Annotated in this window: 20 protein-coding genes; 10 read left to right on the top strand and 10 right to left on the bottom strand. The window is 72.5% G+C overall.

Translation table 11 applies throughout. The features are described 5' to 3' along the window. The first annotated feature begins 553 nt into the window (after positions 1–553). A complete protein-coding gene (locus K8Z49_RS02170) occupies positions 554–1,309 on the top strand; it encodes a hypothetical protein (RefSeq protein WP_412517510.1) in 756 nt (251 codons plus the stop codon). Here K8Z49_RS02170 and K8Z49_RS02165 read toward each other — a convergent pair. After that, complete coding sequence (locus K8Z49_RS02165) at positions 1,247–2,098, bottom strand: putative RNA methyltransferase (protein WP_256255845.1); 852 nt, start codon at positions 2,096–2,098, stop codon at positions 1,247–1,249. The genes K8Z49_RS02170 and K8Z49_RS02165 overlap by 63 nt on opposite strands. 98 nt (positions 2,099–2,196) lie before the next feature. Next, positions 2,197–2,550, bottom strand: coding sequence for a thioredoxin (gene trxA, locus K8Z49_RS02160; protein ID WP_021598928.1), 354 nt, complete (start codon positions 2,548–2,550; stop codon positions 2,197–2,199). 130 nt (positions 2,551–2,680) lie between these two features. Here trxA and K8Z49_RS02155 point away from each other — a divergent pair, with 130 nt between their 5' ends. After that, positions 2,681–3,685 carry a sigma-70 family RNA polymerase sigma factor gene (locus K8Z49_RS02155; RefSeq protein ID WP_021598927.1) on the top strand — a complete coding sequence of 335 codons (1,005 nt, stop codon included), beginning with the start codon at positions 2,681–2,683 and terminating at the stop codon, positions 3,683–3,685. 125 nt (positions 3,686–3,810) lie between these two features. Beyond that, a complete protein-coding gene (locus K8Z49_RS02150) occupies positions 3,811–5,160 on the top strand; it encodes a class II 3-deoxy-7-phosphoheptulonate synthase (protein WP_412517509.1) in 1,350 nt (449 codons plus the stop codon). Between the two features lie 101 nt (positions 5,161–5,261). Here K8Z49_RS02150 and K8Z49_RS02145 read toward each other — a convergent pair whose 3' ends face one another. From K8Z49_RS02145 to K8Z49_RS02135, 3 genes are all read right to left on the bottom strand, one after another. Next, on the bottom strand, positions 5,262–5,537 hold the full coding sequence (locus K8Z49_RS02145; RefSeq protein ID WP_412517508.1) for an ATP-binding protein: 276 nt from the start codon (positions 5,535–5,537) through the stop codon (positions 5,262–5,264). A gap of 147 nt (positions 5,538–5,684) precedes the next feature. Continuing rightward, positions 5,685–6,023 (bottom strand): STAS domain-containing protein, encoded by a 339-nt coding sequence (locus K8Z49_RS02140; RefSeq protein WP_024936128.1) that lies wholly within the window; start codon positions 6,021–6,023, stop codon positions 5,685–5,687. 31 nt (positions 6,024–6,054) lie between these two features. After that, complete coding sequence (locus tag K8Z49_RS02135) at positions 6,055–8,316, bottom strand: SpoIIE family protein phosphatase (protein WP_024936127.1); 2,262 nt, start codon at positions 8,314–8,316, stop codon at positions 6,055–6,057. 334 nt (positions 8,317–8,650) lie between these two features. Here K8Z49_RS02135 and K8Z49_RS02130 point away from each other — a divergent pair, with 334 nt between their 5' ends. From K8Z49_RS02130 to K8Z49_RS02120, 3 genes are all read left to right on the top strand, one after another. Beyond that, the gene (locus K8Z49_RS02130; protein ID WP_024936126.1) at positions 8,651–12,892 is read left to right on the top strand and encodes a HAMP domain-containing protein; all 4,242 of its coding nucleotides are present in this window, start codon (positions 8,651–8,653) and stop codon (positions 12,890–12,892) included. 76 nt (positions 12,893–12,968) lie between these two features. Further along, entirely contained in the window at positions 12,969–13,622 is a 654-nt protein-coding gene (locus K8Z49_RS02125) for a response regulator (protein ID WP_033333273.1), read from the top strand. Positions 13,623–13,717: 95 nt separating this feature from the next. Next, positions 13,718–14,734, top strand: a complete 1,017-nt coding sequence (locus tag K8Z49_RS02120) for a sulfite exporter TauE/SafE family protein (RefSeq protein ID WP_412517507.1) — start codon at positions 13,718–13,720, stop codon at positions 14,732–14,734. Here K8Z49_RS02120 and gltX read toward each other — a convergent pair. Then, positions 14,731–16,125 carry a glutamate--tRNA ligase gene (gene gltX, locus K8Z49_RS02115; protein WP_412517506.1) on the bottom strand — a complete coding sequence of 465 codons (1,395 nt, stop codon included), beginning with the start codon at positions 16,123–16,125 and terminating at the stop codon, positions 14,731–14,733. The two genes, K8Z49_RS02120 and gltX, sit on opposite strands and share 4 nt — an antisense overlap. Positions 16,126–16,191: 66 nt before the next feature. After that, entirely contained in the window at positions 16,192–16,773 is a 582-nt protein-coding gene (locus tag K8Z49_RS02110) for a TIGR03086 family metal-binding protein (protein WP_052357852.1), read from the bottom strand. Between the two features lie 94 nt (positions 16,774–16,867). Here K8Z49_RS02110 and K8Z49_RS02105 point away from each other — a divergent pair, with 94 nt between their 5' ends. Then, positions 16,868–17,707, top strand: coding sequence for a helix-turn-helix domain-containing protein (locus K8Z49_RS02105; protein ID WP_412517505.1), 840 nt, complete (start codon positions 16,868–16,870; stop codon positions 17,705–17,707). Then, on the top strand, positions 17,704–18,342 hold the full coding sequence (locus K8Z49_RS02100; RefSeq protein WP_075024835.1) for an NUDIX hydrolase: 639 nt from the start codon (positions 17,704–17,706) through the stop codon (positions 18,340–18,342). The genes K8Z49_RS02105 and K8Z49_RS02100 overlap by 4 nt, the downstream gene beginning before the upstream one ends. A 3-nt stretch (positions 18,343–18,345) precedes the next feature. Here K8Z49_RS02100 and K8Z49_RS02095 read toward each other — a convergent pair whose 3' ends face one another. Together K8Z49_RS02095 and K8Z49_RS02090 are read right to left on the bottom strand one after the other, a co-directional pair. After that, positions 18,346–18,486: an SDR family oxidoreductase gene (locus tag K8Z49_RS02095; protein ID WP_276330314.1), complete on the bottom strand. Its 141-nt coding sequence runs from the start codon at positions 18,484–18,486 to the stop codon at positions 18,346–18,348. Positions 18,487–18,561: 75 nt separating this feature from the next. After that, a complete protein-coding gene (locus K8Z49_RS02090; protein ID WP_024936122.1) occupies positions 18,562–19,572 on the bottom strand; it encodes a methyltransferase in 1,011 nt (336 codons plus the stop codon). A gap of 199 nt (positions 19,573–19,771) precedes the next feature. On the opposite strand from K8Z49_RS02090, the gene K8Z49_RS02085 reads away from it, so the two are divergent. Then, positions 19,772–20,410, top strand: coding sequence for an HNH endonuclease family protein (locus K8Z49_RS02085; protein ID WP_021595457.1), 639 nt, complete (start codon positions 19,772–19,774; stop codon positions 20,408–20,410). Between the two features lie 77 nt (positions 20,411–20,487). On the opposite strand, the gene K8Z49_RS02080 is transcribed toward K8Z49_RS02085, so the two are convergent. Next, a complete protein-coding gene (locus K8Z49_RS02080) occupies positions 20,488–20,988 on the bottom strand; it encodes an HAD domain-containing protein (protein ID WP_024936121.1) in 501 nt (166 codons plus the stop codon). Between the two features lie 90 nt (positions 20,989–21,078). On the opposite strand from K8Z49_RS02080, the gene K8Z49_RS02075 reads away from it, so the two are divergent. Next, the gene (locus K8Z49_RS02075) at positions 21,079–21,933 is read left to right on the top strand and encodes a class II glutamine amidotransferase (RefSeq protein ID WP_021595455.1); all 855 of its coding nucleotides are present in this window, start codon (positions 21,079–21,081) and stop codon (positions 21,931–21,933) included. Positions 21,934–21,977: the final 44 nt, after the last annotated feature.

Raw genomic sequence — 21,977 nt, 5'->3', positions numbered from 1 at the left:
GCCGAACACCGCTCTCACGGTCCCGACTCCGGGGCAACCCTTCTAACTTACCTGGTTCGTTCCCGTTGTCAAGCGGATCGGCGAAGATCTTTTCGACGGTTCGAGGACGTTCCAGACCCCCACGCGACGACACACCCCAGGCCGAAAACCTGGCGAGATCGTTTCGTAGGGAGTGCCCTGCGGGCCGGCCACCTCGCGGCGTCCTGCATCCTGTTCCGGGCGGTTTCACCATCGTACAACAGCCCGAGCGAAGCTCGAACCATTTTCGATGGTGTGGTTCCCCTGGGCCGGCCGCCTTCCGGCGTCCCGCATCCCCTCGGGGCAGGAGAGACATTAAGGCGGCTCTCCGAGACCGTCAAATCCGTCGCTCCGGCCACTCGGCGTTCTTGTCACCCGAGCACACCAAATGTCCCTTTGACCTCGTCTTTCACGCACTATGTGTGCCGGGTCACAGTGAGGTAGCGTGCGCAGACCCGCTTCCCGCGGCGGGCGACGCCACGGGACGGCGGTGGCTCCCGGCACGCCTGCCAGACCGAGGTCAGGAGGACACCTCGTGAATGTGCCCGTAGCCGTCCGCGCTTCGGCGGAGCGTCTGGTGGTCGCGGCGACGATGGGGCCCACCATCCATGACGTGCACGCCTGGCGATTCCGAGTCGTGCCCGGCCAGATCGAGGTGCACGCCGACCCGGACAGGTTCCGGCCCATGCACGACCCCGCAGGACGGGGCCTGCACCTGAGCAGCGGCGCGGCGCTCGTGAACCTGCGCCTGGCTGCCGCCCAGCTCGGTCATGAGGCCGTGGTTCGCCTGCTTCCAGACGCGGGACGTCCCACGGTGCTCGCGTCTGCGCGGCTCGCCGGGCGCCACCGGGTGACCCGCGAGGAGCGGCTCCTCTACGCCGCGACCCTCCGCCCGTTCCTCACGGACCGTCCTGCCGCGGGGACCCGGCCGCCCCTCCCACTCGTCAACGAGCTGGGCGGTGAGGCCAAGCTGGAAGGGGCGACGCTTCATCCGCTCCCGCCCGCACCCGGCTCGGTGGGGCAGCGGGCCGTGCTGACGACCCAAGGCGACTCCCCCGCCGAGTGGCTCCGTGCCGGCCAGGCGCTCCAGCGGCTCCTGCTGAGCGGAACGGCCCGCGGGGTCTCCACGTCCTTCATGTACGAAACGGTCGACGTGCCTGGGGCGGAGGACGTCGCAGAGCCCGGCGAGGTGCCGCAGGTGCTTCTGGAGATCACGCAGGACGTCCGCCTATTCGAGCCGCCGGTACGTCGACAGGACGAACGACAGGGGCGTCGGCAACGGGTCCGGTAGCCGTTCCAGCCGATCTTCCAGCAGACCTGCCGGGACGTGGTGCGCGCTCGGCCCCATCCCCACGAGCGTGGCCGCCTCGGCCCGGGTGAGGACGGCCTCGGTCTCGATCTCCTCGCGGGAGTCGAGCTTGAAGTATCCGGCGAGCGCCGCGTCCATGCGCTCGGTCTTGCGCTCGTCGATCGAGAGCAGGCCCAGCGGCCCCACCAGCGTGCCGAGATGCCGTGGCGACGGTGTCACCGTGATGAGCAGCCCGTCGTCTATGAGGACCCTGTGGAACTCGGCCGCGTTGCGGGGCGCGAAGACGTTGACGACGGTCCCGGCGGCACCGTCCCGGACGGGAAGCGGGCGCCAGAGGTCCGCGACGACCGCGCCGCTCCGCGGATGCGCCCTGGCGGCACGGCGGGCGGCGTGCTTGGAGATGTCCACCGCGAGGCCCACGGCGTCCGGTGATCTGTCGAGTATCCGGCTCAGGTAGTGCCCTGTGCCGGCGCCCGCGTCGAGGACGAGCGATGGCCGCGCCGCGGCGACCCCCCACGCGAGCCGCTCCGCCAGCATCGTGAAGTGCCCGGCGTTCAGGAACTCTTCCCGCGCGCGCACCATGTCCGCTGTGTCGGCTGTTCCCGGCCGGGCGTTGCCGGGCAGGAGGTTGGCGTATCCCTGTCGGGCGATGTCGAACGAATGCCGGGCGGAGCAGCGGAGTCCGCGGCCGGCCAGTTCGAGGTCGGCTCCGCACACGGGGCAGACCAGGTGTGGGACGACATCGGCGAGCATCCGTCCATCATCGTCCATGCGGAACGCGGAAGGGGCGGCACCGTCCGGTTCTTTGCCGACCCGCCGCCCGCGCGCCCGCTGCGCGTCCCGTTCCCGCAATCCGCGGGCGAGGACGGTCAGGTGTCCGCGCGCCGGCGGACGTCCTCCATGTCCAGGGCGCGGACCTGCTCGATCACGTTCTCCAGGACGCCCTCGGGCACCGCGCCCGGCTCGGCGAAGACGATCATGCCGTCGCGGATCGCCATGAGGGTCGGGATCGATTGGATCCCGAACCGCTGGGACAGCTCCGGCTCGGCGTCGGTGTCGACCTTGCCGAAGGTGATGTCCTCGTGCTTGCCCGCCGACTTCTCGTACACGGGCGCGAACCTCTTGCACGGACCGCACCACTCCGCCCAGAAGTCGACCAGCACGATCCCGTCGGCCTGAGCCACCTGGTCGAAGTTCTCGGCGGTGAGTGTGACCGTCGCCATGTCGCATTCTCCTCAGTCGGGGTATCAGGACCTAGAGCGGCTTGCCGTCTCGCAGTATTCCCGACCTGGGAATCACAGAGCGGTAATTAGCGTTGTCCCCCTAGGGAGATCGCACCGGAGAAGGGTCAGGATGGCTGCAACCCGTACCAAGGGCGACAGGGTCGACGTCCCCGAGAAGGATCTCGTCGGGGCATACCTCGACCGGATCGGCCGTACCCCCCTGCTCGACGCGCAGGCGGAGGTCGATCTGGCCAAGGCGATCGAAGGGGGCCTGTACGCCGAACAGCTTCTCGAGGAGGGCAGGGTGCCGGAGGGCGCCTCCCGTGAGGAGCTGGAGGAGCTGGTCGCGGCGGGGCTGCGCGCGAAGCAGCGCTTCGTCGAGGCCAACCTGCGGCTGGTCGTCTCGATCGCCCGGAAGTATCCGACCGATTCGTTGCCCCTCATCGACCTCATTCAGGAGGGGAACCTGGGGCTGATGCGCGCGGTGGAGAAGTTCGACTACCGCCGCGGCTTCAAGTTCTCCACGTACGCGACATGGTGGATCAGGCAGGCGATCGGCCGCGGGCTCAGCCACACCGCCCGCACCATCCGGTTGCCCGTCCACGTCGAGGAGGAGCTCTCCCGGCTGCGGCGCGCGGAGCGCCAGCTCGGCCGCGAGCTCGGCAGGGAGCCGACCCGCGAGGAGCTCGCCGGGACGCTCGGCGCCGACGCCGAGCACGTGGACGAGCTGCTGCGCTGGCGGCGGGACCCGGCGAGCCTGGACGCGACCGTCGACGACGCCGGTGAGACGCCGATGGGCGACCTGCTGGAGGATCCGGACGCCGTCACCCCGGAGTCGGAGATCCTCGCGCTGGACGACATCGAGGGTCTCGGGCGGCTGCTCGACCGGCTCCCGGAACGCGAGTCCGCGATCCTGCGCGCCCGGTTCGGGATGGACAGCGGCCAGCCCCTGTCGTACGCGCAGATCGGCGCGCGGTACGGCCTGAGCCACAACCGCGTGCGGCAGATCACCGACCGGTCGCTGCGCCGGCTGCGGCAGCTGGCGAACGAGGCGGACACGGGCGGCCGCCCGACGCTGACCGCCGAGCCCGGTATCGCGCGCCAGGCCGCCACCGCGGGCAGCCGCGCGGCCTGAACCGCCCCTCCCACTCCTGAGCCGAACCGGGCGGCCCCGAAAGCGGGGCCGCCCGGCCGTGTCTCCGGGGGTCGGCGGGTGGATTCGGCGTCTTCGCGGGGCGGACCGTGCCATAGCCTTTTCACGTGAGTACATCCGCCGTCACCGGGGAGCTCGACGCCTGGCGCGCCCTCCCCGCCCACCAGCAGCCCGAATGGGACGATCCAGACGAGGTCCGGAAGGTCGCCGTGGAACTGGCGTCCCAGCCGCCGCTCGTCTTCGCCGGCGAGTGCGACCAGCTGAAAGCGCAGCTCGCGGACGTCGCACGCGGCGAGGCGTTCGTCCTGCAGGGCGGCGACTGCGCGGAGACGTTCGAGGGGTCGACCGCCGACGCGGTGAAGAACAAGCTCAAGACGCTGCTGCAGATGGCGGTCGTGCTCACCTACGCGGCGAGCGTCCCGGTCGTGAAGATCGGCCGGATGGCGGGGCAGTACGCGAAGCCGCGGTCCAAGCCCGTGGAGGTCCGCGGGGGCGTGGAGCTGCCCGCCTACCGGGGCGACGCGGTGAACGGGTTCGGGTTCGACGCCGCGTCCCGCCGCAACGACCCGCGCCGTCTGCTGAAGGCCTACCACTGCTCGGCGGTGACGCTGAACCTGTGCCGGGCGTTCACCAAGGGCGGCTACGCCGACCTGCGGCAGGTGCACGCCTGGAACCGCGACTTCGTCCAGCAGAGCCCGGCGGGCCGCCGCTACGAGCGGCTGGCCGGCGAGATCGACCGGGCGCTGACGTTCATGAAGGCGTGCGGGGCGAACCCCGACGAGTTCCACGGGGTGGAGTTCTACTCCAGCCACGAGGCGCTGCTGCTGGAGTACGAGCGGGCGCTGACCCGCATCGACCACCTCAGCGGCCATCCGTACGACGTGTCCGCGCACTTCCTGTGGATCGGCGAGCGGACCCGCCAGCTGGACGGCGCGCACGTGGAGTTCCTGCGGCACATCCGGAACCCGATCGGAGTGAAGCTCGGCCCGACGACCTCGCCGGACGACGCGATCGCGCTGCTGGAGCGGCTGAACCCCGACCACGAGCCGGGCCGGCTCACGTTCATCACCCGGATGGGCGCCGGCCGGATCCGGGACGCGCTGCCGCCGCTGATCGACAAGGTCCGCCAGACCGGCGCGCCGGTCGCGTGGATCTGCGACCCGATGCACGGCAACACGTTCGAGGCGCCGAGCGGGCACAAGACGCGGCGGCTGGACGACGTGCTGGACGAGGTGGCCGGGTTCTTCGAGGTGCACCGCGCCCTCGGCACGCACCCGGGCGGCATCCACATCGAGTTCACCGGCGACGACGTCACCGAGTGCGTCGGCGGCGGGGACGGTCTCGCCGAGGACGACCTGCACCAGCGCTACGAGACGGCCTGCGACCCGCGCCTCAACCGCGGCCAGTCGCTGGACCTCGCCTTCATGGTCGCCGAGCTGTACCGCAAGTCCGCCTGACCGTCTCGCGGCGGGGCGCGCCTGCCGACCGTCGCCGGGCACGGTCGGCGGGCACGGTCCCTAGGAGATCTTGCCGGGGGCCGGTGCAGCCGGGGGTCTCGTCAGATGTCGACCTCGGCCCAGACGACCTTGCCGCCGGTCACCGGGTCCGCGCCCCACGAGTTGGCGAACCGGTCGACGATGAACAGGCCGCGATGAGATTCGTCCAGGGGGCCGGGGACGGTCAGCCGGGGCAGCTGGGCCGCGCGGTCGCGGACCTCGACGCGGATCCGGCCGGTACCGCGCAGCAGCCGCAGCTCCAGGGCCGTGCCTGCGTGCCGGACGGCGTTGGCGACGAGCTCCGCGACGATGGCGGTGACGAGCTCCTCGCGGTCCATGAGCGCCCAGGTGCGCCCAGGTGCGCATGGTGCGGGCGGCGAGGCGCCGCGCGTACTCGACGGCCTCCGTCTGGGGCGCCGCGCGCAGTGTGGTCTCGGTCATCGGGTCGGTCACTCCGCCCGCTCGCCGTTCTTCATCGGTTCCCCTCACCGCCCATCGGCCGAAGCCTCCTCCGCCGGGCCCTCGATCAGGAACCGGTCGAGGCCTGTGGTCCGCAGCACGTTCTCGACCCGGCCGTAGGCGCCGGTGACGGTGAGCGTGGCGTTCTGCGCACGGGCGTGCTTGTACGCCCTGACGAGGACGTTCAGGCCGGAGGAGTCACAGAAGTCGACCGCCGCGAGGTCGACGACCACCGCCCGCTCGCCGGCGTCCACGAGCTCGGTCAGCCGGGCGCGCAGTTCGTCGGAGGAGTGCAGGTCGATGGAGCCGCGCGCGGCGATCGTCGCGCGGCCGTCCTGTCGTGTCGTGTGCAAGGCAAGCCCCACGCCACCCCACCTTACCGATTGTTGGTCTCCATCATGACGCCCGCAGAACGATGAGGGCAATGTCGTCGTTCGACGGCTCGGGGCCGAAGTCGCGGACCGCGCGCTGGATACGGGCGGCCACGGCGCCCGCGCTCAGACCGGTGCATCCGGCCAGCAGCTTCTCCAGCCCGTGCCCGTCGCCGAGCAGGCGGTTGCCCGAGCGCCGTTCGGTGACACCGTCGGTGACGCAGAGCAGGACCTCGCCGCGGCGCAGGTCGACCGTGTCGGTGTGGAAGTCCACGCCGTCGAAGACGCCCAGCAGCGGCTGGGGCGAGGCGGCCTCGCGCACACCGCCCTCCGGGTCGAGCACCAGCGGGGGCGGGTGCCCCGCGCTCGTCAGCTTGATGGTCACGCCGTCGCGGCGCCGCCGGGACGCGATCTCGCCGTGCAGCAGGGTGAGCAGCCGGCCGCGCTCGCCCTCGCCGAGGATGAGCCGGTTGAGGCGGGTCAGGACGGCCGGGACGGACATGTCCTCGGCGGCGAGGATGCGCAGCGCGTGCCGGGCGAGGCCGGTGACGGCGGCGGCCTCCGGGCCGGTGCCGCACACGTCGCCGATGGCGAACCGCCAGCGGGACGCGGGGGCCGGGCCGCCCGGCCGCAGGCCGCTCTCGAAGACGTCGTAGAAGTCTCCGCCGACCTCGCTGCCCTCCCCGGCCGGCTCGTACACCACCGCGACCTCCAGGCCGGGGATCTCGGGGATGGCGGGCGGCAGCAGGCTGCGCTGCAGCGCGCTGCTCATGGCGGTCTGGGCGGAGAACAGGCGGGCGTTGTCGACGGCGAGGGCGGCGCGGCGGCTCAGCTCCTCGGCCAGCTCGACCGCGCTGCGGGGGAAGCGGTCACCGGACGGGCGGCCGATGACGATGGTGCCGATGCGGCGGCCCCGGGCGATCAGCGGGAACGCGTAGACCTGGTCGGAGGCGGTGTCGCCGGCGGCGGCCCGGACGTCCTCGGCGGCGGTGGCGAGCCCGTTCCAGGGCCCGGGGGTGTCGGTCGGCGGGGCCGCGCCCGCGTGCTCGAGGAGCTCGCGGAGGCCGTCGGCGCGGTTCTCGTCGGCGTGCCACACGTAGGCGAGCCGGTCGGGCTCGGCCTCGGTGACGGTGTAGACGGCGCACCAGGTGGCCAGGCGCGGGACGACGAGCTGGGCGACCAGCGCCATCGTGCGCTCCTGGTCGAGCGTCCCGGCGAGCAGGTCGCTGGCCTCGGCGACGAAGCTGAGCCAGCCGCGCCAGGACCGTTCCAACTCCCCCACCCTGGCCTTCTCCAGGGAGAGCGACATCTCGTCGGCGAGCCGGCCGAGCCGGACGCCGTCGGCCTCGTCGAAGCGGCCGGAGACCGACGAGACGGCCACGATCAGGCCGGTCAGCCGGCCCTGGGACTCCAGCGGCGCGGCGGCCAGCGACGGGGCCCGCAGCGCCTCCGCGGTCGGATCGGCGGCGTCGGCGGCCACCCAGGCCGAGCCGGCGCGGGCGGCGGGGCCGAGGGTGCCGACCGACAGCTCGCCGAGCGGCATCTCCGCGGCCGTCCCGGCGGACGACCCCATGATCAGCCGCCCGTCGCGCTCGGTCAGCAGGACGGCGGCCCCCTCGGCGCCGAGGATCTCCCGGACGGTGGCGACGCCGTCCTCCATGGCCTCGATGGCGGCCGGGGAGCGCAGCAGCCGGTCGCCCGCGACGGGCATCTCGCTCGCGCCGCCGACCAGCCTGCTCTCGCGGCCCTGGGCGGGTCCGGCGCCCTCCCGCGCGGTGTCGGCGCCGTCGGCGGTCTCCCGCGCGCCGCCGTCACGCCCGGCGCGCTCGCGCCGCGGGAGGCCGGCCGCGATGCCGGTGGTGAGGGCCGCCTCCCCCGACCCGGGTTCCGGCGGCGCCGCGACGTCGGCGGCGCCCGGCCGGGGAAGCCGGAACCAGACTCCCTTGGTGCGTCGGTCGTAGGAGACGCCCCAGGACGTGGCGAGCCGGGAGATCGACGGGAGCCCGCGCCCGCTGGAGGCGGTGACGCCCGGCATCTCGATGCCGCGGGTGGGATGGCGGTCGCGGACCTCGATCTCCACGCTCCCGCCCTCCAGGCGGCAGGAGACCTCGAAGGACGTGCCGGCGTAGGCGATGGCGTTGGTGGCGAGCTCGCTCGTGGCGAGGACGGCGTCGTCCGCGACCTCGTCCATGCCCCAGTCGGCCAGCACCTTCCGGACGAACCGGCGCGCGTCCGCCACCGCCGCGGCGGCGGACGGGAAGGTGGCCGACGCCGTCTGCCGATCCAACTGTCGTCCCTCGTTCGAAGCGTCTCTACCCGGGCCTGGCTATCGTGACAGACTGGTCGGCCGCCCGGCCACGAGTGCCGGGAACCGGGCCGTGCGATGCGTCCGGCCTCGGTGTTCGCGACCCCGCCACAACACGACAGACCGTAACACGAAGGCTACAGGGCAGGATGCACGGTCAATGCCGCGCGACGGCCCGCGCGACGGCCGCCCGGCGTCGGAGGGGGGTTCCGCCGCCGTGCGGAGACGTAGAGTACAAGGGCGGCCGGACAGGCCCTGGAGCAGGAGTCCGTGTCACCCGGATGACCAACGATCGCGGGCCAGGAGGATGAAGAGAATGCCGCGTACCGCGTCACGTGCCCGCCCCGGAGGCGGGTACCGCGACACCACCCCGCGTTACAGCGACGCGGACCTCGAACCGCTCCTGAGGGCGCTGATCGCCGTCCGGGACGGCAAGGCGAGGTCGGAGCTGGACGTGCCGGGCGAGGGCGCCGTCGCGGAGGCCGCGGCGGTGCTGGAGGAGATCCGGCAGAACGGCATGGAGCTGGCCTCGGGCCTGGCCCGCGTGCGCCGGGAGATCGGCCGGGAGGGGCAGCTCCGGGGGCGACTGACGCCGGGGACGCTGCGCGGCACCTGGGTGACCGCGGTGGAGGACGCCAACGCGATCATCGACAAGCTCACCGATCTCGCCACCGGGATGAGCCAGGTGGTGGAGGCGGTGGCGGCCGGCGACCTGAGCCAGCGGGTCGAGCTGCGGGTGCGCGGCCGGCCGATGCGCGGCGAGCTGCTGCGCATGGCCAAGTCGGTCAACGGCATGGTGGAGCTGCTCGACCAGTTCACCTGGGAGGTCACCCAGTTCGCCCGGGAGGTCGGGACGGAGGGCCGGCTCGGCGGGCAGGCCCCGGCGCGCGGCATGACGGGCCGGTGGCGGGACGTGACCGCGTCGGTGAACGTGATGGCGGCGCGGCTGACGTCGCAGGTCCGCGACATCGCGGAGGTCACCACGGCGGTCGCCGAGGGCGACCTGACCCGCAAGGTCACGGTGGAGGCGACCGGTGAGCTGCAGGAGCTGAAGCTCACCGTGAACACGATGGTCGACCAGCTGTCGGCGTTCGCCGACGAGGTGACCCGCGTCGCCCGCGAGGTCGGCACCGAGGGGCAGCTGGGCGGGCAGGCCAACGTGCCCGGTGTCAGCGGCGTCTGGAAGAACCTGACCGACAACGTCAACGCGATGGCGAACAACCTGACCTACCAGGTACGCAACATCGCCCAGGTCACCACCGCCGTCGCCGAGGGCGACCTCGGCAAGAAGATCACGGTCGACGCGCAGGGCGAGATCCTGCAGCTCAAGGACACCGTGAACACGATGGTCGACACGCTCTTGGCGTTCGCCGACGAGGTGACCCGCGTCGCCCGCGAGGTCGGCACCGAGGGCCGCCTCGGCGGCCAGGCCAACGTGCCGGGCGTGAGCGGCGTGTGGAAGGACCTGACCAACAACGTCAACGGGATGGCGTCCAACCTGACGTTCCAGGTCCGCAACATCGCGCAGGTCACCACCGCGGTCGCCGAGGGCGACCTCGGCAAGAAGATCACGGTGGACGCGCAGGGCGAGATCCTGGAGCTGAAGGACACCGTCAACTCCATGGTGGACACGCTGTCGGCGTTCGCGTCCGAGGTGACCCGCGTCGCCCGCGAGGTCGGCACCGAAGGGCGCCTCGGCGGCCAGGCGATCGTGCCGGGCGCCGGCGGCGTCTGGCTCGACCTGACCGACAACGTCAACTCGATGGCCAACAACCTGACGAATCAGGTGCGCGGCATCGCGCAGGTGACCACGGCGGTGGCCCAGGGCGACCTGACCCGCAAGATCGAGGTCGACGCGCAGGGCGAGATCCTTCAGCTCAAGGACACCCTGAACACGATGGTCGACACCCTGTCGGCGTTCGCCGACGAGGTCAGCCGGGTGGCCCGCGAGGTCGGCACCGAGGGCCGGCTCGGCGGCCAGGCCCGGGTGCCCGGCGCGGGCGGCATGTGGAAGGACCTGACCGACAACGTCAACGGGATGGCGTCCAACCTGACCTACCAGGTCCGCAACATCGCCCAGGTCGCGACCGCGGTCGCGCACGGCGACCTGACGCGGCGCATCGACGTGGACGCGCAGGGCGAGATCCTGGAGCTGAAGACCACGCTGAACACGATGGTCGACACGCTGTCGTCGTTCGCGTCCGAAGTCACCCGTGTCGCCCGCGAGGTCGGCATCGAGGGCCGGCTCGGCGGCCAGGCCGAGGTCGAGGGCGTGTCCGGCACCTGGAAGCGGCTGACCGAGAGCGTCAACGAGCTGGCCGGGAACCTGACCACCCAGGTCCGCGCGATCGGCGAGGTCGCGAGCGCGGTCGCCACCGGCGACCTGACCCGGACGATCACCGTGGAGGCGCGCGGCGAGGTCGCCGAGCTGTCCGACAACGTCAACCTGATGGTGGCGACGCTGCGCGAGACGACCCGCGCCAACGAGGAGCAGGACTGGCTCAAGACCAACCTGGCGCGGATCGGCGGCCTCATGCAGGGCCACCGCGACCTGATGCAGGTCGCGGAGCTGATCATGCGGGAGCTGACGCCGACCGCGAGCGCCCAGTACGGCGCCTTCTATCTGGCGGAGAACTCCGGCGAGGAGACCGACCTGGTGCTGATCGCCGGGTACGGGACGCGGCGGCACCGCGGCGGCCACATCCGGTTCGGGCTGGGCGAGGGCCTGGTCGGGCAGGCGGCGCAGGAGCGCCGGCCGCTGCTGATCGCCGACGCGCCCACCGACTACGTCAAGCTCGGGTCCGGCCTCGGCGAGGCGTCCCCGGTCAACATCATCGTGCTGCCGATCGTCTTCGAGGACGAGGTGCTCGGCGCGATCGAGCTGGCCTCGTTCGGCCGCTTCACCGACGTCCACCTGGCGTTCTTCAGCCAGCTGATCGAGACGATCGGGGTCACGCTCAACGCGATCCGCGCCAACACCCGGACCGAGGCGCTGCTCGGCGAGTCGCAGCGGCTCGCGCAGGAGCTGCAGGAGCGGTCGGACGAGCTGCAGCGCCAGCAGGGAGAGCTGCGGCACTCCAACACCGAGCTGGAGGAGAAGGCGGCGCTGCTGGCCCAGCAGAACCGCGCGATCGAGATCCAGAACTTCCAGATCGAGCAGGCCAGGCGGACGCTGGAGGAGCGCGCCGAGCAACTGGCGATCTCCTCGCGGTACAAGTCGGAGTTCCTGGCCAACATGTCGCACGAGCTGCGCACGCCGCTGAACAGCCTGCTGGTGCTGGCCAAGCTGCTGTCGGAGAACCAGGACGGCAACCTCACCGACAAGCAGGTGGAGTTCGCGCGGACCATCCACGAGTCCGGCACCGACCTGCTGGAGCTGATCAACGACATCCTGGACCTGGCCAAGGTCGAGGCCGGGAAGATGGAGGCGCACCCGCAGCACCTGTCGGTCTCCGCGCTGGTCGACTACGTGGACGCGACGTTCCGGCCGCTGTCGGTCGACAAGGGCCTGCAGTTCGGCGTGGAGGTCGCGCCGGACGTCCCCGCCACCCTGAACACCGACGAGCAGCGGCTGCAGCAGGTGCTGCGGAACCTGCTGTCGAACGCGGTGAAGTTCACCGCTGAGGGCGAGGTGCGGCTGCTGATCGAGCGGGCCGGCGACATCGACTTCACGCTGCCCGCGCTGTGGAACACCCCCGATGTGATCGCGTTCCGGGTGATCGACACCGGGATCGGGGTGAGCGCCGACAAGCTCCAGGAGATCTTCGAGCCGTTCCAGCAGGCCGACGGGACCACGAGCCGCCGCTACGGCGGCACCGGCCTCGGGCTGTCGATCAGCCGGAACATCGCGCGGCTGCTGGGCGGGGAGATCCACGCCGAGAGCCAGCCGGGCCGCGGCAGCGTGTTCACGCTGTACCTGCCCGCGCAGTACAGCGACCGGGACGGACGGCGCCGCGCGGCGCTGCCGGACGAGCCGGCCGCGGCGGACGCGGTGCCGGGTCTGGCCGCCGGCGGCGGCAACGGCGGGGTGGCCGGGCCTGGGCCCGTCGCCGCCGTGGAGCAAGGGCGGACGGCGGAGCAGCGCCCGCCGGCCGGGGACCGTCCCGGCGAGGAGGAGCCGGCGCTGAGCAGGCTGCTGGAGGAGCCGCCCGCCGAGTTCCTCGACACGGCCCTGTCGGGCCGCAAGGTCCTGATCGTCGACGACGACGTGCGGAACGTGTTCGCGCTCACCAGCGTGCTGGAGGGGTACGGCATGGAGGTCCTGTACGCCGAGGACGGGCAGGCCGGGATCGAGGTCCTGCACCGGAACCCGGACGTGGCGGTGGTCCTGATGGACGTCATGATGCCGGGCCTGGACGGCTACGCCACGACGGCCGCGATCAGGGAGATGCCGCAGTTCGCCGAGTTGCCGATCATCGTCATCACGGCCAAGGTGATGAAGGGCGATCGGGAGAAGAGCCTCGCCTCTGGCGCGTCGGACTATGTGCCGAAGCCCGTTGACGTGGACCATCTCCTTGACGTCATGAGGAACTGGCTGCAACCCTCCATCGTCCGCTGAGGGAGAGGAGACGCCCGGCAAGTGGGTCGCCGCGGGGTCGGTGGCGATGGCGGGGACCGGAATCGGAGAGACGCGCGTGGACGACAAGGCGAAGATCCTGCTCGTGGACGACCGCGAGGAGAACCTGATCGCGCTGGAGGCCATCCTCAGCTCCCTCGATCAGGACCTCGTCCGGGCCCGGTCCGGGGAGGACGCGCTGAAGGCGCTGCTCACCGACGAGTACGCGGTCATCCTGCTGGACGTCGTCATGCCGGGGATGGACGGGTTCGAGACGGCGCGGGACATCAAGCGCCGCAAGAAGACCCGCGACCTGCCGATCATCTTCCTGACGGCGGTGAACAGCGACCCCGACTACGCGTTCCGCGGTTACGCGGCGGGCGCGGTCGACTTCATCTCCAAGCCGTTCGACCCGTGGGTGCTGCGCGCCAAGGTGTCGGTGTTCGTGGAGCTGCACACCAAGAACAAGCAGCTCCGCGACCAGACCGCCCTGCTGCGGGAGCAGGCGGCCCTGCTGCGGGAACAGGCGACGCTGCTGAAGGCGCGCCCGGCCGGCGACGGGGCGGAGCCGGCCGGGGACCGGCGCGTCGGCGACCGCCTGGCCTCGGTGGAGGAGCAGGCGGAGCTGGTCGCCAAGCGCGTGCCGGCCGCGCTGCGCGACGAGTTCGAGGAGCTCGACCGCCGGCTCGCCGAACTGCGGGCGGCCCTCGACGGCGCCCCCTCCGCGGGGTGACCGCCGCCGGCACCGCGGGACACCGGAGGGTGTCCGTGCGGTGACGCTTCGCGGCGTCCGGCGGTGGGGAGGGTCTCGCGGCGGAGGTGGTCCGGGTGGGCGTCGCCGCGTTGTTCCTCGCCGGTGCCGGGACGGGCCTGCTCGCGGGCGGCACCACGTGCGCGGCCGTGCAGCTGGGGCTGCTCACCGGCGCGGTCTCCGGCGGGCGGAAGGCCCCGGAGAGGGAGGCGTCGGGTACGCGATCGGTGGGCGGGGAGGTCCGTGCCCGCCTTGTCCGCCCGGTGGCGGCCTTCCTCGCGGCGAAGCTCGTCTCGCACGCGCTGCTGGGGGCGGTGCTCGGCCTGGCGGGCGGCGCGCTCCAGCCCGGGCCGCGTGTGCGCGGGGCGATCCTCGCGGCGGCCGCGCTGATGCTCGCCGTGTTCGCGCTGGACCTGCTCGGCTTCCGGCCCGCGCGGCGCCTCATGCGGCGAAGGGGCGCCGAGCGGTGCCGTCCACCGCGTTCCGGGCGTCCCGCCGTGCTCGGGGCGGCGACCGTGCTGCTGCCGTGCGGGCTGACGCTGTCGGCCGAGCTGCTCGCGGTCTCGTCGGGGTCGGCGCTCGGCGGCGCCGCGGTCATGGCGGGGTTCGTGCTCGGGACCGCACCGCTGTTCGGGCTCGTCGGCGTGACGGTCGGCCGGTCGCTTGCGGCCGTGCGGGGACGGCTGGCGGCGCTGCCGGCCGTCGGGTTGCTGGCCGTCGCCGGCTGGACGCTTGCCGCGGGCCTGCGCCTCGGCGGCTGGCTCCCGGACGGCGGCGGCACGGCCCCGGCGTCCGGTGCGGCGCGGTTCGTCTCGACGGACGCGTCCGGGACCCAGCTCGTGACCGTGTGGGCCCTCGACCGCGGTTACCGGCCCTCGCGGCTCAGTGCCCGCGCCGGGGTGCGCACCGTCCTGGTCGTGAAGACGGCGGGCACGCGCGGCCACACCAGGGCGTTCACCATCCCGAGCCTCGGTCGGGACGTGTTCCTCCCGGTGACCGGTGAGACCCGGATCGACGTGGGCGCCCCGGGGCCCGGCCGGATGCGCTTCGTGTGCGCGTCCGGCCACTTCCCTGGGGCGGTCACCTTCCGCTAGGCGGCCAGCCGCGCGCGGGCGGCGGCGATGCGCGCGAGGGTGCGGTCGCGGCCGAGGATCTCCAGGGACTCGAACAGCGGCAGCCCCACGGTGCGGCCGGTGACCGCGACGCGGACGGGCGCCTGCGTCTTGCCGAGCTTGAGCCCGTGCTCGGTGCCGATCCGCTCCAGCCGGTCCTTCAGCTCGGCCGCGTTCCACGGCGCGTCCTGGTAGGCGGCCTCGGCGGCGGCGAGGATCTCGGCGGCCGGCTCCTTCATCGCCTTGTTCCAGGACTGCTCGTCGGACGGCGGCTCGTCTAGGAACGCGAAGTCGATCATCTGGACGATCTCCGACAGCAGCGCGACGCGGGTCTGCGCGAGCGGCGCCAGCTCGGCGAACACGGCGACGTCGACGTCGAAGGGGGCTTCCTGCAGGAACGGCAGGCACTCGGCGATGAACTTCTCCACCGGCAGCGCGCGGATGTACTCGCCGTTGATCGCGCGGAGCTTCTTGACGTCGAAGAACGCGGGCGAGGTGTTGACGTCCTCGATGCGGAACTCGTCGACGATCACGTCCCAGGGGACGATCTCGCGGTCGCCGGACGGGGCCCAGCCGAGCAGCATCAGGTAGTTGCGCATGGCCTCGGCGAGGTAGCCCTCGGCCCGGTAGTCCTCCAGCGCGACCTTGTCGCGGCGCTTGGACAGCTTCTGCCGCTTCTCGTTGACGATGACCGGGACGTGCGCCCACACCGGAGGCTCCCCGCCGAGCGCCTCCCAGAGCAGCTGCTGCTTGGGCGCGTTCGACAGGTGCTCCTCGCCGCGCACGACGTGCGTGATGCCCTGGCTCATGTCGTCGACCGCGTTGGCCAGGAGGAACGTGACCGACCCGTCGGCGCGGGCGATGACGAAGTCCTCCATGAGGGCGTTCTCGAACACCGGCTTGCCGCGCAGCAGGTCGACGACGGTCGTCTGGCCCTCGTCGGGCGTGCGGAAGCGGAGGGCGCGTCCCGGGCCGGCCTCCAGGCCGCGGTCGCGGCAGAAGCCGTCGTAGCCCTTGTGCGAGTCGCCGGTGCGGGCGATGACCGACTCGCGGGAGCAGTCGCAGTAGTAGGCGCGGCCCTTGCCCTTGATGGTCTCGACGGCCTCGGCGTGCTTGTCGGCGTTGGCGGACTGGAAGTAGGGGCCCTCGTACTGCTCGCCGTCCATCCCGAGCCACGCCAGGGCGCGGATGATGCCCTCGGTCCACTCCGGGCTGTTGCGCGAGGCGTCGGTGTCCTCGATCCGGAGCACGAGCGTCCCGCCGGACTGGGCCGCCATCACCCAGTTGAACAGCGCCGAGCGGGCGCCGCCGACATGGAACATGCCGGTCGGGGACGGGGCGAAGCGTACGCGGATCGAAGAGGTCGAAGACATGCCACCAAGGGTAGGGCGCGGGGAGCGCGGTTCGCGCCTCGTTTACTCCCGGGCTGTTCCGGCGTGTCAGGGCCTCCAGGACGGGTCGCGGCCCGCTTTCCCGAGCACGCGGTCGAGCAGCGGCGCGTCCCCGGGCACGGGGACCTCGGCTCCGATGGCCCCGTATTGGCGGCTCATCTCGGCCGTGGCGGAGATCTGCTCCCACGCGGCCTCCACCACCGCGGGCGGGAAGGCCGGCTCGCGGCCGGTGGCGACCGCGAGGTCCCAGCCGTGCATGACCCACTCGCCGAGAAGGATCCCGGCGATGAACCCGGCCGGCATGCCCTCCTTGTTCCCGGTGAGGCTGGTGTTGCCTTCCCACGCGGCGGGGTCCTGCCACGCCTCGGCGGTCTTGCGGGCCTGCTCCGCGAACCGCTCGGCCCAGCCCGCCTCGGCGGTGAAGTCGTGGTCCTCCCCCGGCCCGGTGGGCGGCAGCCGGTGCGCGGCGGTCTCGCCCCGTCCGGTCCACAGGATCAGATGGCCGGCGAGCCCCCGCACGTCCCAGTCCGGGCACGGGGTCGGCGCGTCCAGCCCGCTCTCCGGGATCGCCAGGACGATCCGCCCCGCGGCCTCCGCGGCGGCGGGCATCTGGGTCCTTATGTTGTCCATGTCCGTCTCCTCGCTCATCCGTTCGAATACGGTCCACGCTAGGAGGACCCCGTGACGCGCGTCTTGAAGAAACGCGCCACGTTAGCCTGACCTCATGGAACGTCCCCTGCCCGGCGGCACGCGCGGCATCCTGCGGCCGCGGACGGGCCTGGAGCGCTTCCAGATCGAGCGGATCCCGCCGCGGGCGGCGCTCGCCCCGTTCGTCGCCAACTTCTGGGTGCTGTGCTGGGATTTGCGGGGCCGGCCGCCGCACCGCCAGCAGGTGCTCACCCGGCCGTCGGTCCATATGACCTTCACCGGTTATCTGACCGAAGGCGCGACGCGGGCCAGGATCGTCGGCGTGGTGAGGGACGACTTCGCCGAGGAGATCCACGACGAGGGGCGCGTGATCGGCGCGGCCTTCCGCCCGGGCGGGTTCCGGCCGTTCATGGACGCGCCGGTCGCCACGCTGACCGGCCGTTTCGCCGGGGTCGAGGAGGTGTTCGGCGCGGACGGCACCGCGCTCGCCGCCGAGATCTTCGACTGCGCCGACGCGGCCGAGGCCGTCGGCCTGCTGGAGGCGTTCCTGACCGGGCGCGGGCCCGCGCCGGATCCGTCCGCCGAGCGGGCCGCCGTGATCGTCGACCGGATCGCGGCGCGCCCCGGCCTGGTTCGGGTGGACGAGCTGGCCGCGGAGGCGGGGCTCAGCCCCCGCAGCCTGCAGCGCCTGTTCCACGAGTACGTGGGCATCGGGCCGAAGTGGGTGATCCGGCGGTTCCGGATGCAGGAGGCCGCCGAGCGCGCCGCGTCCGGCGCGGACGTGGACTGGGCGGAGCTGGCGGCCGAGCTCGGCTACGCCGACCAGGCGCACTTCGTCCGCGACTTCACCGCCTCCGTCGGCACACCGCCGGCGAGATACGCGCGGGAAACCGGGCCTGGCAGTATCGGGGGATGACCGCCGCCCCCAGCAGCCCGTTCGACGACCTCACCGCGTTCCGGGCGCTCGCCGCCGAACGGCTCGGCTCGTTCGAGCACACGACCGTCCCGGACGCGCCCGGCCTGCGCCGTGCCGGGGTCGTGCTGTGCGCGGTGGAACACGGCGGCGTCCCCTCGGTCATCCTCATCAGGCGCGCCTACCGTGGGCGCAACGCCGGCCAGTGGGGCCTGCCCGGCGGGCGGCTGGAGGACGGCGAGACGCCCGAGGCGGCGGCGCTGCGGGAGCTGCACGAGGAGATCGGGCTGACCGCCGGCCCCGGTGACGTCCTCGGCAGGCTCGACGACTTCCCTGCCACCTCCGGCTTCGCGATCACGCCGATCGTGGTGGTGCTGGACGCTCCGGGCCCCCTGGCGCCGAGCGCGGACGAGGTGCACTCCGTCCACCACACCAGCCTGCGCAAGCTCGCCGCCGACGACACCCCGAAGTGGGTTCCGCAGCCCGACGGCGGACGCCTGCTGCAGATGTGGCTGGGCCCGAAGTGGCGCGTCCATGCCCCGACCGGCGCGATGCTGTGGCAGTTCCGCGAGGTCGTCCTGCTCGGACGGCAGGTCAGGGTCGCCGACTTCGTCCAGCCCGACTGGACGCGCCACTGAGGGTCAGAACGTCCCGCCGTCCACGACGATGCGCTGCCCGGTCACGTAGGACGCGGCGTCGGAGACGAGGAACCGCACCACGTCGGCGACCTCCTCGGGAGTGCAGACGTGGCCGTACGGGGACGAGGCGTCCGCCTGCCGGATGTCCTCGATCCCGGCGGTGGCGCGGACCAGCCCGCACGCTCCCGGAATCCCGCCGTGAGCCGCCCCTGACGCGGGTCATCGGGCGGGCACGGCCTCGATGACGTGGTAGGCCGCCGGCGGCAGCGGCCCGGTCAGCGCGACGACCGTGAACCCGGCGCCGTCCAGCAGGTCCCGGTACTCGGCCTCGGTGCGCTCCCGCCCGCCGGTCGCCACCAGCATGTTGAGGTCGTTGCGGACGATGCCCGCCGACTCCGGCGCGACGATCTCCGGCATCACCTGCTCCAGCAGGATCATCCGGGCGTCGGGGCGCATCGCCGCCCGGCAGTTCCGCAGGATCGCCGCGGCCTTCTCGTCGTGCCAGTCGTGGACGACGCTCTTGAGGACGTAGGCGTCCGCGCCCCCCGGGACCGACGCGAAGAAGTCGCCCGGGACGATCTCCGCCCGCCCGGCGACGTCGGCCAGGGTGCCCGGTGCGGCGGCGAGCCCGGCGGGCAGGTCGAACAGGACGCCGCGCAGGCCGGGATGGGCGCGCAGGATCGCGGCGAGCAGCGTCCCGTCGCCCCCGCCGAGATCGGCGACCGTCCCGTAGCGGCCGAAGTCGTGGGCCTCGATGACGCCCGGCGCGACGTCGCGGGTGTGCTCGGCCATGGCCCGGTTGAACGTCGCCGACGGTTCGGCGTCCGACGCGAAGAACTCGAACGGCGTCCTGCCGGTGACCCGTTCCCAGGCGTACTCCCCTGTGCGCAGCGTCTCGGTCATGTCGCCCCACGTCCGCCACACCTCGGGGCCGCAGAACAGCCTGATCAGCGACCGGATCGAATCCGGGGCGTCGGCGCGCAGGCGGCGCCCCTCGGCGGTCAGCGAGAACAGGTCGCGGTCACGCTGCTCCACGACGCCGAGGCCCGTGAGCCCGCGCAGCAGGCGGTGCAGCGACGGCGCGTGCGCGCCGGTCTCCTTCGCCAACTCGGTGCTCGACATCGGCATGTCGCCGTCGAAGGCGTCCGCGAGCCCGATCTCGGCGGCGGCGTAGATGATCTGCGCCGGCATGAATCCGAAGGCCAGGTCCATGAGCGGTGATCTCGGCATCGTCGTGCTCCCCTCCGTGCCGCCTTCCCTTGCCGTCCGCACGTTACGAGGCCGCCTCGGGCGCGGTCTTGGACGAATGCAACCTCCCGGACAGGTCGCCGTTACCTGATCGTGATCTCCGCTAACACGATAGACATTTCCGGTTTATCTAACTATTTGAGACTGGCGGCTCGTGCTCCCGAGCGAAAAGGAGTTTCCCGTGAGACGCACGGGGATCACCGCCAGCGCACTCAGCGCACTCACCGCCGCCCTCACCGGGGCGGCCCTGCTCGCCCCCGCCGCCGACGCCGCTCCGCCGCCCCCGCCAGACGGAAGCACCGCGTCCCAGCACCTCGCCGCCCTCACCGTCGCCGCCGAAGGCTCCGGCGACGGCTACTCCAGGGACAAGTTCCCGCACTGGATCGACCAGGGCGACAGCTGCAACACCCGCGAGGTCGTCCTCAAGCGGGACGGCGACAACGTCGGGACCGGCTCGGACTGCTACCCGACGTCCGGTTCCTGGACCAGCCCGTACGACGGGGCCACCTGGACCCAGCCGTCCGACCTCGACATCGACCACATGGTCCCGCTCGCCGAGGCGTGGCGGTCGGGGGCCTCGTCCTGGACGACGTCCCAGCGCCAGTCTTTCGCCAACGACCTGTCCAGCTCGCAGCTGTGGGCGGTCACCGACAACGTCAACCAGGCCAAGGGCGACAAGGACCCGGCCGAGTGGACGCCGCCGCTGGCCTCGTTCCACTGCATGTACGCCAGGTCGTGGATCGACGTGAAGTACCGCTTCGGCCTCACGGTCGACTCGGCGGAGAAGTCGGCGCTCACCGGCCTGCTCGGCACCTGCTGACGCGATACCCCCGCTCCCGGCGGGTCCGCGGCGCGCCCGCGGACCCGCCGGCCTCCGCCGTCAGCCGGCCTCCGCTGTCAACCGGCCAGGGCTCGCAGCCAGGTCTTGGCGATCCCGATGTGGTCGTCGGTCAGGCCGGTCAGCGGGTCGATCTCCACGAGCAGATGCTCGGCGATGCCGGGCTCCCCGGCGATGCAGTCGGTGGCGTCCGGCTCGTCCTCGAACCAGACGAACGGCCTGCCCTCCGCCCACGCGGCCACGTGGCGCGCCTTCCACGCCCCGAGCGTGCGGCCCTCGTGGATGCCGGGGAACTGCGGGATCGGCACGAAGGGCAGCTCCGGCAGCCCGACCCGCGGGGCGATCCACTCGTTGGCGTTGTCGCACCAGTAGCTCGCCCAGGCGAGCTCGGCGCCCGTGGACTCGGCGAGCTCCAGCAGCGCCGGGCCGTGCCCGGGGTTCAACCACAGCGTGAACGGCATCCCGTTCGGCGAGCACCGGTGCCGTTGAAATCCGCGATGAGGCCTCTCAAAGGGATTGAGCACCCCGTCGACATCCAGAAGAACCACCGGCGACCCCATACACCGGACCGTACGGCATCCCGGCCCGCCCGTCGAAGGTCATCGCGGCGCGGCCGTCATAGGTCGCCGCCGAGCGGGCATCGTCCCCGCATGTGCCGACTGTTCGGACTGACCACGGGCGGGCCCCGCGTCCGCGCCACGTTCTGGCTGCTGGACGCCCCCGACAGTCTCAGTTCCCAGAGCCGCCGCATGCCCGACGGGACGGGGCTCGGCTGGTTCTCGCTGGGCGAGGAGCCCGTCCGCGACCGGGCGCCCATCGCCGCCTTCCAGGACGCCGACTTCAACTCCGAGGCACGGTACGTCGCCTCGCACACCTTCGTCTCCCACGTCCGGTACGCCTCGACCGGGGCGCCGGACGTCCGCAACTCCCACCCGTTCGTCATGGACGACCGGCTGTTCGCCCACAACGGGGTCGTGCGCGGCCTCGACGTCCTCGGCTCCTGGCTCACGGACGCGGAGCGGGCGATGGCGCGGGGGCAGACCGACTCCGAGCTCGTGTTCGCCTACATCACCGCGCAGATCCGGCGGCACGGGGACACGCGGTCCGGGCTGATCGCGGCCGTCGGCCGCATCGCCGCCGAGCTGCCCGTCTTCGCGCTGAACCTCCTGCTGGCCGAGTCCGGGCGGCTGTGGGCGCTGCGCTACCCCGGGACCCACGAGCTGTGGGTGCTCGCCCCCGAGCTGACCGAACCCGGCGCCGCCCGGCACATGTCCTCCGGCCGCGAACCGGGCCGCATCGACGTCACGGCCCATCGGGAGGCGTGCGCGGCCTGGATCATCGCGAGCGAGCGCATGGACGACGACCCGGACTGGCGGCTCCTCGATCCCGGCGAGCTGCTCATGCTGGACGGGTGGCGGGCGTCCTCGCACTTCCCCTTCGGCACCCCCGCGCACCCGCTGACCACCGCCGACCTGTCGGCGGCGGAGTCGGTGTCCCAGACATGATCGGGTTCGCCGCTCCCGCCGTATAGTGGACGGCCGAGGACCGA

Origin of the sequence: Actinomadura madurae (assembly GCF_047130825.1) — a bacterium.
Lineage (GTDB): Bacteria > Actinomycetota > Actinomycetes > Streptosporangiales > Streptosporangiaceae > Spirillospora > Spirillospora madurae.
Note: the sequence above shows the minus strand (reverse complement) of the source record. Positions and strands in the feature narration are given on the sequence as shown.

Excerpts from the sequence above, each read along its gene's own strand:
- K8Z49_RS02105 (WP_412517505.1), top strand. The coding sequence starts at position 16,868 with ATGGAACGTCCCCTGCCCGGCGGCACGCGCGGCATCCTGCGGCCGCGG.
- K8Z49_RS02075 (WP_021595455.1), top strand. The coding sequence starts at position 21,079 with ATGTGCCGACTGTTCGGACTGACCACGGGCGGGCCCCGCGTCCGCGCC.
- trxA (WP_021598928.1), bottom strand. The coding sequence starts at position 2,550 with ATGGCGACGGTCACACTCACCGCCGAGAACTTCGACCAGGTGGCTCAG.
- gltX (WP_412517506.1), bottom strand. The coding sequence starts at position 16,125 with ATGTCTTCGACCTCTTCGATCCGCGTACGCTTCGCCCCGTCCCCGACC.
- K8Z49_RS02100 (WP_075024835.1), top strand. The coding sequence starts at position 17,704 with ATGACCGCCGCCCCCAGCAGCCCGTTCGACGACCTCACCGCGTTCCGG.
- K8Z49_RS02080 (WP_024936121.1), bottom strand. The coding sequence starts at position 20,988 with ATGGGGTCGCCGGTGGTTCTTCTGGATGTCGACGGGGTGCTCAATCCC.
- K8Z49_RS02155 (WP_021598927.1), top strand. The coding sequence starts at position 2,681 with ATGGCTGCAACCCGTACCAAGGGCGACAGGGTCGACGTCCCCGAGAAG.
- K8Z49_RS02110 (WP_052357852.1), bottom strand. The coding sequence starts at position 16,773 with ATGGACAACATAAGGACCCAGATGCCCGCCGCCGCGGAGGCCGCGGGG.
- K8Z49_RS02165 (WP_256255845.1), bottom strand. The coding sequence starts at position 2,098 with ATGGACGATGATGGACGGATGCTCGCCGATGTCGTCCCACACCTGGTC.
- K8Z49_RS02130 (WP_024936126.1), top strand. The coding sequence starts at position 8,651 with ATGCCGCGTACCGCGTCACGTGCCCGCCCCGGAGGCGGGTACCGCGAC.
- K8Z49_RS02090 (WP_024936122.1), bottom strand. The coding sequence starts at position 19,572 with ATGCCGAGATCACCGCTCATGGACCTGGCCTTCGGATTCATGCCGGCG.
- K8Z49_RS02145 (WP_412517508.1), bottom strand. The coding sequence starts at position 5,537 with ATGGACCGCGAGGAGCTCGTCACCGCCATCGTCGCGGAGCTCGTCGCC.